This window comes from Cellulomonas sp. (assembly GCF_017744555.1).
Lineage (GTDB): Bacteria > Actinomycetota > Actinomycetes > Actinomycetales > Cellulomonadaceae > Cellulomonas.
In genome coordinates, this window is record NZ_JAGIBD010000023.1 from 21,026 (window position 1) to 34,374 (window position 13,349).

Below are 13,349 nucleotides of genomic sequence, written 5' to 3' on the forward strand. Positions count from 1 at the left end.
CGCAGCGCGCAGCTCCCGGGCGGCGCACCGCCGCGGATCCGCACGGCACGCGCCGAGAGGTGGCAGGCTCTTCCCGAGGTACCGGGAGGTCGTATGAATGAGCTCGAGCTCACAGGGCTGCACGAGGACGGGGAGCACCTGGTCCTCGTCGGCCCGGGCGGCGAGCAGTTCCGCCTGCGCATCGACGAGGCGCTGCGGGCTGCCGTGCGCCGTGACCGGCCGCAGCTGGAGCAGCTGCGCGCGGAGAGCGCGGGGACGCTGAGCCCCCGGGAGATCCAGGCGCGCATCCGGGCCGGTGCGACGACGCAGGAGGTCGCCGACTCGGCGGGCATCCCCGTCGAGCACGTGCGCCGCTACGAGGGTCCGGTGCTCGCCGAGCGCGAGTACGTGGCCGAGCAAGCCCGCGCCACGCGCGTCGGTCGCGACGTCGGCGCCCCGACGCTCGGCGACCTCGTGACCGACCGGCTCGCCACGCGCGGCGTCGACCTGGCCTCGCTCGCCTGGGACGCCGCCCGGGAGGCATCCGGTCCGTGGACCGTGCTCGCCCGCTTCTCCGTCGCCGACGAGACCCGTGAGGCGCGCTGGACGTTCGACGCGTCGCGCCGCACCGTCGTCGCCGACGAGGACGAGGCCCGGTGGCTGTCCGAGACGGAGATCGCCGACGAGCCCGTCTCGCGACGCCACCTCGCCGCGGTGCGGGACGTCGTCTTCGACTTCCAGGCCGACGGGTCGGTGACGGCCGGCGACCCGGTCCCGCCGCCGGCCCCGCAGCCCGACCCGGTCGACGAGACCCACACCCTGCTCGACGACCTGCGCGCCCGCCGCGGCACGCGCCAGACCCTCGAGCTCGAGGACGACGACGCCGAGGAGTTCGAGGGCTTCGGGCCGCAGCACGCGTTCGACTTCCAGCGGCTCGAGCAGTCCGTGCCGGGTGCGCACCCGGTGGACGCCGACCACGAGGCCGAGGCCGTCGTGCTGCCCGTCGCGGCCGCCGAGCCACCGGTCGTCGCGGCACCGGCCGAGGACGACGCGCACGCCGACCGGCCGCGGTCACGTCGTGGGCGCGCCAAGGTGCCGAGCTGGGACGAGATCGTGTTCGGGGCGAAGCCCGAGTAGCACGCCCGTCAGGCGTCCAGCGGGAGCCGTCCCTGGTCCTGCGCCGGTGCGAGGCCGAGCGTCTGGGGGCTGGGCGACGCCGCCCGCGCGGCCGCCGCGGTCATCCGGCGCATGTGGTGCCGCCGGCACAGCACCTCGTACCCGACCTCGTCGGCTCCGGCCGCGACGTCCCCGACGACGACCTGGGCGCCCTCGACGACCATCGTGCCGCCGACAGTGCGGGCGTTGTGCGTGGCTCGCGCCCCGCACCAGCACAAGGCCTTGACCTGCAGCACCTCGACCCGGTCCGCGAGCTCCACGAGACGCGCCGAGCCGGGGAACAGCCGGGCGCGGAAGTCCGTCGAGATGCCGAACGCGTACACGTCGACCGCGAGCTCGTCGACCACGCGCGCAAGCTGCTCGACCTGATCGGCCGTGTAGAACTGCGCCTCGTCGCCGACCAGGTAGTCGACGGCCCGGCCGTGCGTGCGGCGCGTGATGACCTCGGACCAGAAGTCGGTGTCGTCGCCGACCTCGTGCGCGCGCTGCGTCAGGCCGAGCCGCGACGAGATCGTCGCCGTGCCGGCCCTGTCGTGCCGTGTGAACAGCACGCCGTCGCGGCCGCGCGCCGCGTGGTTGTGGTGCATCTGCAGCGCGAGCGTCGACTTGCCGCAGTCCATCGTGCCGGAGAAGAACACGAGCTCGGCCACGGGTCACGCACCTCCGGTCGTCGGGCCCGCCGTCATGCGACGACGAGGCAGGGCACGAGCATCTCGTGCCGGGTGAGCGAGCCGTGCACGCCCACGAGGTCGAGCGACGCGGGGGTCTGGGTCGTCGAGTCGACCACGGTGGCCCGGCCGGTCATCGCGACGACGACCTGCCCGACCACCGGTTCGACGCGCGGCGTCACCGCCCCGAACCAGCCCGCCGCGACCGCCTGGTCCCGCACGGCGACGACGGCGTGCTCGCCGAGCACGTCCCGCCAGCGTCCTGCCACCGCCTCGGCGTCGGCACCCCGGTCGAGGTGCAGGTGCAGCGCACGCGGCTCTCCCGCGACGAGCGCGACGTCCTGCGACAGCACCGGGTGGGTGCCGGCGTCCCACCGCAGCGCGCGGTCGACGTCGACCATGCCGTGGTCCGCCGTGACGACGAGCACCGTGTCGCGCGGCAGCCGCCGGGCGAGCCGGCCCAGCTCCGCGTCGAGGTCGGCGAGCGCGTCACCCCACTGGCTCGAGCCCCAGCCATGGTGGTGGCCGGCCTTGTCGACGTCGCCCCAGTACAGGTACGCGACGCCGGGCCGCCGCAGGACGTCGAGCGTCGCGTCGACCCTGTCGGCGAGGGCCTCGGCGCTGCGGTAGGCCGCGCCGCGCAGAGCGGCCTCCGTGAGGCCCGAGCCCGCGAACCGGGCGGGTCCGATGCTGGTGACCGCTGTGCCGGCGCCGACGATCCGCTCGAAGACTGTCGCGGCGGGCTGCCACTCGCGCGCGGGCGGCAGGCCGGTCCAGGAGACGAGGTTCCCGAGCGTCCCCGTTCCGGGGACCCGCACGGTGTAGCCGAGCATGCCCGTCGAGCCGGGCGGCTCCGCGAGCCCGAACGTGCCCATCGCGGTCGCCGTCGTCGACGGGAACGTGCTGGTCAGCGGCGTGGAGCCGCCGAGCCGACCGCGCAGGAACGGGGCGTGCCCGGCACGGTCGGCGAGGTTGGCGAAGCCGAGGCCGTCGACCAGCACGACGCACGCGCGGGACGCCGTCGGCAGGCCGAGCGTCCTGCGCGCGCCCGCCGCGCCGGGCACCGCGTCGACGCCCAGGGCGTCCGCCACGGCGGGCAGGACCGTCCCGAGGCACGGCCACGACGACCCGGGCAGGACGAGGTCCGCCTCGGCGAACGGGTCCGCTGCGGCCGGCTCGACCGTCGCGCGCTCGGTCGCGGTCATCGCGGCCGGGTGCTCGCCGCCGAGAGGCGACGCGCGAACGCGGCCGCGGCGAGGACCGAGTCGACACCTTCGGCCGCGGCGCTGACCCTCACGACGACGTCGTCGGGCGTCATCGTGCCCGTGAAGCCGTGGTCGGCGTCGCATGCCGGGTCGCCGCACGTCGCGGGCTCGAGGTCGACCCGCGACACCGCACCCCACCCGATGACGAGCGTGAGCTCCGTCGCCGGGCTGCCGGCCACGTGCTGCTCGGGGTTGGGTACGACGTGCGTGACCGCGACCGACCGCAGCTCGGAGAGCGGGACGGTCTCGGTCGTGGCCGACGCGCTCGCCGACGGGTGCTCCGAGTCGGCGGGGTGGTCGTCGACGTGGGTCACGACCAGGCGCGTCGGCGTGAGCGCGAGCACGGTCACGTGACGGCGGACCTCCGCGGCGTCGAACGTGGTCTCGGGGTGGACGAGATGGGCGACCACCGGTTCGTCCGCGAGCGCGACGTCGAGGACGTCGGCCACGAGCTCCGGGTAGTAGCCGGCGCGGTGCAGGTCGCCGCGCAGGTCGTTGGAGACGGCAGGCACCCGCTCATCCTCCCACCTCGTGGGGCGTCGTCCGGCAGCCCGGCGGGCGGCGCTGTTCCTGTGCCTGCCCGGGAGGTGTCCGTCCGTCACGTGCTGGCCAGCCGTCGGGTGACGTCGGTCCGGTCGGCGGGCGCGAGCGTGGCGCGTGCGCCGAGCACGACGCTGCCGTGCTCCGAGACGACGATCGGGTTGAGCTCGAGCATCCGCAGCTCGGGCAGGTCGTCGGCCAGCACCGAGACGCGGGAGATCACGTCCTCGAGCGACGCGACGTCGACGGGCGGCAGGCCGCGGTAGCCGAACAGCCGCGGTGTGGCGCGGGCGGACCGGACGAGCTCGGCGACGTCGACGTCGGTGACCGGCGGGAAGCCGTAGGTCACGTCGCCGAGCAGGTCGGACGCGTCGCCGGCCAGCCCGAAGCTGACGATCGGCCCGAACAGTGGGTCCTCCGCCGTGCGGACGACGCACGCCGACCCGTGCGGCGCCATCGACTGGACCTCGAGCGGCTCGCCCGTCGCGTCGACGCGGTGCGCGGCGGACAGCGCCAGGACCTCCTCGACGTCGGCGCGCAGCTCGGCCTCGTCGGCCACGTCGAGGCGCACCCCGCCCAGGTCGGCGCGGTGCCGCAGCGCGGGCACGGTGGTCTTGAGCGCGACGGGCCAGCCGATCGCCCGCGCGACGTCGACCGCCTCGTCGGCGTCGTGCACCGGGTACGACGGAAGCACGTCCACGCCGACGGTCGCGAGCAGCTCGCGGGTGCGCAGCGCGTCGAGGGCCAGCGCGTTCCCGACGCCGGGCTCGCCGAGCCACCGGGCGACCAGCCTGCGCGCCGCGCGGGTGTCGGCGCCGGGCGGGTGCAGCAGCCGTCCCCTGTCTCCCGCACGCCAGACGGCGTACCGCGCCGCCCGGCCGAGGGCGAGGGCCGCGTCCTCGGGGGTGCTGTAGGCGGGGACGGTCCAGGACCGCCCCGCAGTGTCGGCGGCGGTGAGCTCGGGGGTGATCCCGTGCAGGTCGAGCACGCACGCGACGGTCGCCTTCCCGGTGGCCGCGGCCGCGCGCGCGACCTCGCCCGGGAGGACGGGCGAACCGGTGCCCACGGTCGGGATGCGCACGACGACCACGACGTCGCTCTCGGGGTCGGCGTAGAGCCGCCCGACCGTGGCGCGGACGGTGTCGTCGTCGGAGTCCTCCGGCAGGAGCTCGACCTGCCCGGACACCTGCAGCCCGCTCGCGGACGCGGCCTCCGCGACGAGCGCGGCGACGGACGCGGACGAGGCGAGGATCGCCGTGCGGCGTCCGGTGGGGAGCGGCTGGTGCGCGAGGAGCTGCGCGACGTCGAGGAGCTGGTGGGTGTTGTCGACGTGGATGACGCCCGCCTGGCGCAGGACCTCCTCGAGCGTCCGGGGCGGCGCGTGCGTGGGCCGCACGGCGTGCCCGGGTGGCACGACCTGACCGGACCGCCCGGCGGTGACGACGATCACCGGCTTCGTCTGCGCGAGCCGGCGCGCGACCCGGGAGAACTTGCGGGGGTTGCCGATCGACTCCAGGTAGAGGCCGACCACGTCGGTGCCGTCGTCGTCGCCCCAGAACTGCATGAGGTCGTTGCCCGAGACGTCGGCGCGGTGCCCGGACGAGACGAGCTCGGCGATGCCGAGCCCGCGCCTGCGGACTGCCGCGAGGAGCGCGACCGCGAGCGGGGCCGACTGGCAGAACAGCCCGATCCGGCCACGGTGCGGCGGCTCGGCGGCGAGCGACGCGTTGAGGGTCACGTCCTCGCGGAGGCTGAGGAGCCCGTACGACGCGGGCCCGACCACCCGGATGCCGGCACCGTGCGCGGTGCGCAGCAGCGTGCGCTGCAGCGCGAGACCCGCAGGGCCGGTCTCACCGAAGCCGGCCGACAGCAGCACCACACCGCGCACCCCGATCGCGCCGAGGGACCGCACGACCGCGACCGCGTCGGCCGCGGGCACGGCGACGACGGCGAGCTCCACGGGTCCGGGCACGTCCTCGATCGTGGCGTGGCGCGGCACGGCGGGACCGTCGGGGTCGACCGGGACGCCGACGGCGTGCACCGCGACGCCGGGCCCGCCGGCGGCGAGGTTCGCCAGCGCGCGGGCGGCCTGGCGGCCTTGCATCGACGACGCAGCGCTGTCCCCCGGTCCGACGACCACCACGGAGCGGGCCTCGACCAGTGCGCGCATCGACAGCGACTCCGCGCGGTGCTCCCGGTCCGCCATCACGGCGAGCGAGCGGTCGGTCGGGTCGATGTCGAAGCCGACCGCGACGATCCCGTCCTCGGTGCGCTGCCTCACCTCGTAGCCGGCCTCGCGGAAGACCGCGATCATCCGCCCGTTCTGCGGGAGGACCTCCGCCACGAACCGCCGGACACCCCGTTCACGGGCGGCGGCGGCGAGGTGCTCCAGGAGCACGGAGCCGAGCCCGCGGCCCTGGAGGGCGTCGGCGATGTTGAACGCGACCTCCGCCTCGTCGGTGCCGACCCGGTCGTAGCGGGCGACGCCGATGATGTGCTCGTCCGAGCTCGCGTCGCTCGCGACCGCGACCAGCGCCACCCGGTCGACGTGATCGACCGTGACGAGCCGTTGCAGGTCCCGCTCCGGCAACCGCTGCAGCGGCGCGAAGAACCGCAGGTACGTGGACCGCTCGGACTGCCCGACGTGGAACGCCTGGAGCGCGTCCGCGTCGCTAGGCCGGATGGGCCGGACGTGCGTCGTGGAGCCGTCCGCCAGGACGACGTCGGCCTCCCACGCGGCCGGGTACGCGGGTCGGCCAGACGGGCGGCCCGGTAGGCCGGCGTCCTCTGCGACGACTGCCATGCTCGCCAGGCTAGCGGCGAGACGTCCCGCGTCCGCACCGATCCGCGCGCCGGTGCAGGAGCGCGCGCCCGGACGGGCCACAATGGTCGCCGCACCACCGACCCGCACCGAGGAGCACAGACGCATGGCGCGCCGCCCCGCGACCCCCGACCTGCCCCCCGAGGACCTCGTCGAGCGCATCGTCGACATCGACGTGGCGACCGAGATGGAGGGCTCGTTCCTCGAGTACGCGTACTCGGTCATCTACTCGCGCGCGCTCCCGGACGCACGCGACGGGATGAAGCCGGTGCAGCGCCGGATCCTGTTCCAGATGTCGGACATGGGCCTGCGGCCCGAGCGCCCGTACGTGAAGTCGGCGCGCGTCGTCGGCGAGGTCATGGGCAAGCTCCACCCGCACGGCGACGCCGCGATCTACGACGCGATGGTGCGCCTCGCGCAGCCGTTCTCGCTGCGCCTGCCGCTCGTCGACGGGCACGGCAACTTCGGCTCGCTCGACGACGGCCCGGCCGCCGCCCGGTACACCGAGGCGCGGATGGCGCCGTCGGCGATCGCGATGACGGCGGGGCTCGACGAGGACGTCGTCGACTTCGTGCCGAACTACGACAACAAGCTCACGCAGCCCGAGGTGCTGCCCGCCGCGGTGCCGAACCTGCTGGTCAACGGCGCGTCGGGCATCGCGGTCGGCATGGCCACCAACATGGCGCCGCACAACCTCGTGGAGGTCGTCGCCGCCGCACGCCACCTCGTGACGCACCCCGACGCGACGCTCGAGGACCTCATGCGGTTCGTCCCGGGGCCGGACCTGCCGTCGGGCGGCAAGATCGTCGGGCTCGACGGCGTCCGCGACGCGTACCGGACGGGACGCGGCGCGTTCCGCACCCGGGCGACGGCGCGCATCGAGAACGTGACGCCGCGCCGCAAGGGCATCGTCGTCACCGAGCTCCCGTACACGGTCGGCCCCGAGAAGGTCATCGAGAAGATCAAGGAGGGCGTGCAGTCCAAGAAGCTCTCCGGCATCTCGGACGCCGTCGACCTCACGGATCGTGTCCACGGCCTGCGCCTCGTGATCGAGGTCAAGACCGGCTTCAACCCCGACGCCGTCCTTGAGCAGCTCTACCGCTACACGCCACTCGAGGACTCGTTCTCGATCAACAACGTCGCGCTGGTCGACGGCCAGCCCCGCACGCTGGGCCTGCGCGAGCTCCTGCAGGTGTGGGTCGACCACCGCATCTCGGTGGTCCGTCGGCGCACCACGCACCGCCTCGGCCGCAAGCAGGAACGCCTGCACCTCGTCGAGGGCCTCCTGGTCGCGATCGTCGACATCGACGAGGTCATCCAGGTCATCCGCACGTCCGACGACGCCGAGGAGGCCCGCGGGCGCCTGCGCACGGTGTTCGACCTGTCCGACCCGCAGGCCGAGTACATCCTCGAGCTGCGGCTGCGCCGCCTCACCAAGTTCTCCCGGATCGAGCTCGAGCGCGAGCAGCAGCAGCTGACCGAGGAGATCGCCGAGCTGCAGGCGATCCTCGCGGACGACACCCGGCTGCGGACCGTCGTCTCGCAGGAGATGGCCGAGGCGGCCGCGACGTACGGCACGCCGCGGCGCACCGTGCTGCTCGAGTCCGCCGGAGGCGCGACCGTCACGGGCGCACCCGCCGCACGCGGGTCCGCGGCGCCGCTCGAGATCGCGGACACCGCGTGCTGGGCGCTGCTGTCCGGCACCGGCCTGCTGGCGCGGACCGCGGGCGACGAGCAGCCGGTACGCGACGCGAGCACCCGCCGGGCCCGGCACGACGTCCTCGCGGCGCAGCTGGCCACCACGGCCCGCGCCGAGATCGGTGCCGTCACCTCCCGTGGCCGCGTCGTGCGGCTCTCCGTCCTCGACCTGCCCGCTCTGCCGCCGACGGACGGCCACCCGTCGCTGTCGGGCGGCGTGCCGCTCGCCGAGGTCGTCGCCGTCGAGCCGGGCGAGCAGGTCGTCGCGCTGACGTCGCTCACCGCCGACGCCCCGACGCTCGCGCTGGCCACGGCGCAGGGCACCGTCAAGCGGGTCGCGCAGGGCGACGTGCCGAACAACAAGGACGCGTGGGAGGTCATCGCGCTCAAGGACGACGACACCGTCGTCGGGGCGGTCCCCGTGAGCGAGACCGACGAGCTCGTGCTCGTCAGCTCCGACTCGTCGCTGCTGCACTTCCCCGCGTCGTCGGTCCGCCCGCAGGGCCGTGCTGCCGGTGGCATGGCCGGCATCAAGCTCGCGCCGGGCCAGCGGGTCGTCGCGTTCGCCGCGGTGCCCGAGGACCGCGCGGCCGAGACCGTCCTGGTCACGGTGTCCGGCTCGTCCACGGCCCTGCCCGGCACGCAGGCGGGCGCCGCGAAGGTCACGCCGTTCGACGTGTACCCCGGCAAGGGCCGTGCCACGGGCGGCGTCCGCTCGCACCGGTTCCTCAAGGGCGAGGACGCGCTCATCCTGGCGTGGGTCGGCACGGCGCCGGCCTGGGCGAGCGGGTCGGCCGGCCAGCCGATCGACCTGCCCGCACCGGACCCCCGGCGCGACGGGTCCGGGACACCGCTCGGCGCACCGGTCCACGCCGTCGGCTAGCTAGACGAGCACCGTCACGTTGTCGCGCTTCGCGGCCTGCGGGACGGTCAGCCCGACCGGCACGGCCGGCGCCCTGCGCTCGGCGAGGTTGTGCCCCAGGACGGCGGCGGTGATCAGCGCCTGCCCGGCGAGGTAGGTGAGCATCACCCAGACGTCCTGCCCCGGCAGGTTCCAGCCGGGCACGAACTGCTCGAGCGCGATGAGCGAGTCCGACACGACGAACACGGCCGCGCCGAGGCCCGCGGTGCGCCCGAGCCCCGTCGCCAGGACCGCCATCGACACGAGGCACCCGCCGTACACCGCCACCGGGAGCAGCAGGTCGCCGGCGTGCGGCGCGCACAGCGCCACGAGCCCCACGAGCACCGCGCCGTACGGCACGAGCGCGACCGGGTGGCGGTGCACGACGGACCGCCGGACGTACGGCGTGAACGCCACGACGTACACGAGCTGCGCCGCCAGGAAGCAGCCGACCATCACGAGGAACGCCTGCTCCCCCGCGAACGACGGCAACAGGTCACCGAGCCACGACAGCCCCAGCGCGACCGCGACGAGGTTCACGAGCCGACCCCGCGGCCACCGCGCCGCCGAGAGCAGCACACCTGCCAGCGCCGGCATCGCGAGCCACTGCGCGACCTCGCCGACGGTGTCTGCCCCGACAAGCCGTGCGACGAGCAGCACCGCGCTCACGACGACGAACGCCCCGACCCATGCACGTGCGGCGGTGGACAGCGTGCGCACCACAGCGACCTCCTCGCGGGCCGGACGGCGTCGCCCGGCATGCCGATGCCCGGACCTCGTCGTCCGGGCGTGCGCCGATGCTAACCCTCGTCGCGCCTGCTCGGGACCACGTTCGTCGCGGTCCTCGGGTGGGCTTCGCGGGCCTCGGCAGCGCGTCGCTCAGAGCTCGATCGAGTACATGACCTCGCGGTGGGCCGCCTCGAACCCGAGCCGCTCGTACAGGCCGTGCGCCCCGGACTGGTTCGCGCTGTCGACCCCGAGGGTCGCGTACTCCATGCCGTCCGCCCGGTACGCCTCCATCGCCGCGACGAGCAGGCGCGGAGCCAGCCCTCGACGTCGCCATGCCGGCCGGACGCCGAGCAGCTCGACGTAACCGAACGAGAAGCCGTTCACCGCCCAGTCCTGCTCGTACCGGCCCGACATCAGGTACCCGGCGACCTCACCCGTCGCCTCGTCCAGCGCGACCGTGCTCCACGACGGCGCGAACATGCTGCGGTGCTGCGCCCACTGCTCGGCGTTGCGCGGCTCGCTCCCCCAGTGGTCGGCAAACGCCTCGTTGTGCGCGAGCCGGACCTGCTCCTCCAGGTCCGCGGTCCAGGGCGCCAGACGGATGCCGGCCGGCGTCTCGACGACGGGCAGCGGCTCGGCGAGCGAGCGTCGCATGTCGTCGTAGTAGCGGATCGCCCGGAACCCGGCTGCGTTCAGCAGGCGAGCCGTCGCCGTCGCCGAGTCCTGGACGTGCACGGCCAGGCGCCCCGGGACCGGCGCCGTGGAGCGGGCGAGCAGCTGACGCCCCCGACCCTCCGACCACGCGAGCACCGCACGGCCCACGCCCCGCCCCCGCCACTGCGGGTCGACTCCGCCGTCGAGGAACGCGCGGATCGTGCGGACGTCCCCCGGCAGCGCCGTCACCTGCGCGTAGGCGCGCGGGACGCCGTCGGCGTCGAACCCGCCGAGCGTGTCCGTCGCCGGGTCGTGCCAGTCACCGTCGAACCGCTCCTCGGTCTCCGGCACCGCCGTCCGGTACGGCGCGCCGTCGGCCTCCTCGATCGCGTTGAACAGCCGCGTGAGGGCCTGCGCATCCGTGCGTCTCAGCGGGCGCCACGTCAGGCCCAGGTCGTCGGGCGGACGCGGCGGCTCCGCCGGGGCGTCGGCACGGTCGACGAGCGGGGACAGCGGCGAGTCGGTCACGTTCGCCACCCTTGCGGCGGCAGGCTCGGACGGCAACCGACTTTCGGACGGCGCGCGCACCGGCACTCATGCGAACGGCAGGCGACCGGCGCGGATGCGGACGACTCGCGAACCGGCGCGCGTGCGGACGGCGTCCGGGCCGCGCACCACGCGTCGTCCGCACCGGCCGGCGTGCGGCACCGTCAGGCGTCGATGCGACCCCGGTCGAGCGCGTGCGCCCCCGCGACGATGAAGTCCTTGCGGGGAGCGACGTCCGAGCCCATGAGCAGCTCGAAGATCTCCTCCGACCGCTGCGCGGCCTCGACGGTCACGCGTCGCAGCGTCCGGTGCCGCGGGTCCATGGTGGTCTCCGCGAGCTGGTCGGCGTCCATCTCGCCGAGGCCCTTGTACCGCTGGATGTCGTCCTTGTACTTCTTCCCGGACCGGTCCAGCCGCTTGAGCGTCGTCGCGAGCTCGGCCTCCGAGTAGGTGTAGATGTACTTGTCGGCCTGGTCGTCGGTGCGCCGGCCGCCCACGAGCTCGATGCGGTGCAGCGGCGGCACCGCGGCGTACACCCGGCCGGCCTCGACGAGCGGCCGCATGTACCGGAAGAACAGCGTCAGGAGCAGCGTCCGGATGTGCGCGCCGTCGACGTCGGCGTCCGTCATCAGCACCACCTTCCCGTAACGCGCCGCCTCCAGGTCGAACGTGCGGCCCGACCCGGCGCCCAGCACCTGGATGATCGCGGCGCACTCGGCGTTCTTCAGCATGTCCGTGACGGACGCCTTCTGGACGTTGAGGATCTTGCCGCGGATGGGCAGCAGCGCCTGGAAGTCCGAGCTGCGCGCCAGCTTCGCGGTGCCGAGGGCGCTGTCGCCCTCGACGATGAACAGCTCGCTGCGGGCCACGTCGTCGATCCGGCAGTCTGCGAGCTTCGCGGGCAGGGACGACGTCTCGAGCGCGTTCTTGCGCCGCGAGATCTCCTTCTGCTTGCGGGCCGACAGGCGCGCCCGCATCTCGCCCACGACCTTGTCGAGCAGCAGGCTCGACTGGGCCTTGTGGTCACGCTTGGGCGAGACGAAGATCCCGCCGAGCTCGGTGTCGAGGACCTTGGCGACGATGTTGCGGACCGGAGCGGTGCCGAGGACCTCCTTGGTCTGACCCTCGAACTGCGGCTCCGCGAGCCGGACGGTCACGACGGACGTGAGGCCGGCGAGGACGTCCTCCTTCTCGATCCGCTCGGTCGCAGCGTCCTTCGCCGAGATCTTGAGGCGACGCGCGTTCGCCTCGACGGCCTTGCGCAGCGTGCGCAGCAGGCCCGTCTCGAAGCCCGCGAGGTGGGTGCCGCCCTTGGGCGTCGAGATGATGTTGACGAAGCTGCGGACCTCGGTCTCGTACCCGGTCCCCCAGCGCAGCGCGATGTCGACCTCGCAGGTCCGGGTGACCTCCTGCGGCGTCATGTGGCCGCGGTCGTCGAGCACGGGCACCGTCTCGGTGAACGTGCCGGTGCCGGTCAGGTGCCAGGTGTCGGTCACCGGCGCGTCGGGCGCGAGGTAGTCGACGAAGTCGACGACGCCACCCGAGTGGAAGAACGTCTCCTCGTGCGGCCCGTCGGCGCCCGGGGTGCCGGGGACACCCCGCTCGTCGCGCACCACGAGCGTGAGGCCGGGGACCAGGAAGCTCGTCTGACGGGCCCGCGTGACCAGCTCGTCGTACGAGAACACGGCGGTCTTGGGGAAGATCTGCCGGTCCGCCCAGTACCGCACGCGCGTCCCGGTCCGCGCCTTGGCGACCTTGCCGACCACGGCGAGCTCCGAGCGCGACACGAAGGGCTCGAACCCGGACTCCGGCCCGCGCCCCGCCGCGTCGTCGAACACGCCCGGCTCGCCGCGGTGGAACGTCATCCGGTGCGTCTTGCCGTCGCGGTCCACCTCGACGTCGAGGCGCGCCGACAACGCGTTGACCACCGAGGCGCCGACACCGTGCAGGCCGCCCGACGCGCCGTACGAGCCGCCCCCGAACTTGCCACCCGCGTGCAGCTTGGTGAACACGACCTCGACACCCGTGAGACCCGTCTTCGGCTCGACGTCGACCGGGACGCCACGACCGTTGTCGCGCACCTCGACCGAGGAGTCCGCGTGCAGCACGATCTCGATCCGGTCGCCGTGACCGGCGAGCGCCTCGTCGACCGAGTTGTCGATGATCTCCCACAGGCAGTGCATGAGCCCGCGGCTGTCGGTGGTCCCGATGTACATGCCGGGCCGCTTGCGGACGGCCTCGAGACCCTCCAGCACCGACAGGTGCCGAGCGGTGTAGCCCTGCTGCGGGGAAGTCGTCGTCACGGCCGGAATGGTATCCGCCGCACCTGACAGGCCGTCGGCACCATGCCGTCGGCGGGCGGTTCACCCCGC

Annotated in this window: 9 protein-coding genes; 2 read left to right on the forward strand and 7 right to left on the reverse strand. The window is 74.3% G+C overall.

All coding sequences use genetic code 11. The features are described from left to right. Positions 1–93: 93 nt before the first annotated feature. The gene (gene sepH / locus J7523_RS14615) at positions 94–1,116 is read left to right on the forward strand and encodes a septation protein SepH (protein WP_291888039.1); all 1,023 of its coding nucleotides are present in this window, start codon (positions 94–96) and stop codon (positions 1,114–1,116) included. 8 nt (positions 1,117–1,124) lie between these two features. Here the strand turns inward: sepH and J7523_RS14620 are convergent, their stop codons facing one another. From J7523_RS14620 to J7523_RS14635, 4 genes are all read right to left on the reverse strand, one after another. Next, positions 1,125–1,805 carry a thymidine kinase gene (locus J7523_RS14620; protein ID WP_291888042.1) on the reverse strand — a complete coding sequence of 227 codons (681 nt, stop codon included), beginning with the start codon at positions 1,803–1,805 and terminating at the stop codon, positions 1,125–1,127. Between the two features lie 32 nt (positions 1,806–1,837). Then, positions 1,838–3,028, reverse strand: a complete 1,191-nt coding sequence (locus J7523_RS14625; protein WP_291888045.1) for a nucleotide pyrophosphatase/phosphodiesterase family protein — start codon at positions 3,026–3,028, stop codon at positions 1,838–1,840. Beyond that, complete coding sequence (locus tag J7523_RS14630) at positions 3,025–3,600, reverse strand: DUF5998 family protein (protein ID WP_291888048.1); 576 nt, start codon at positions 3,598–3,600, stop codon at positions 3,025–3,027. Before J7523_RS14630 ends, J7523_RS14625 begins: the two co-directional genes overlap by 4 nt. Positions 3,601–3,686: 86 nt before the next feature. Then, positions 3,687–6,431, reverse strand: coding sequence for a GNAT family N-acetyltransferase (locus J7523_RS14635; protein ID WP_291888050.1), 2,745 nt, complete (start codon positions 6,429–6,431; stop codon positions 3,687–3,689). A 124-nt stretch (positions 6,432–6,555) separates the two neighbouring features. Here J7523_RS14635 and J7523_RS14640 point away from each other — a divergent pair, with 124 nt between their 5' ends. Then, positions 6,556–9,030 (forward strand): DNA topoisomerase IV subunit A, encoded by a 2,475-nt coding sequence (locus tag J7523_RS14640; protein ID WP_291888053.1) that lies wholly within the window; start codon positions 6,556–6,558, stop codon positions 9,028–9,030. On the opposite strand, the gene J7523_RS14645 is transcribed toward J7523_RS14640, so the two are convergent. From J7523_RS14645 to J7523_RS14655, 3 genes are all read right to left on the reverse strand, one after another. Continuing rightward, positions 9,031–9,771: a lysoplasmalogenase gene (locus J7523_RS14645; protein ID WP_291888055.1), complete on the reverse strand. Its 741-nt coding sequence runs from the start codon at positions 9,769–9,771 to the stop codon at positions 9,031–9,033. Between the two features lie 156 nt (positions 9,772–9,927). Further along, positions 9,928–10,959 carry a GNAT family N-acetyltransferase gene (locus tag J7523_RS14650; RefSeq protein ID WP_291888057.1) on the reverse strand — a complete coding sequence of 344 codons (1,032 nt, stop codon included), beginning with the start codon at positions 10,957–10,959 and terminating at the stop codon, positions 9,928–9,930. A gap of 182 nt (positions 10,960–11,141) precedes the next feature. Further along, positions 11,142–13,280: a DNA topoisomerase IV subunit B gene (locus J7523_RS14655; RefSeq protein ID WP_291888060.1), complete on the reverse strand. Its 2,139-nt coding sequence runs from the start codon at positions 13,278–13,280 to the stop codon at positions 11,142–11,144. Positions 13,281–13,349 lie beyond the last annotated feature (69 nt).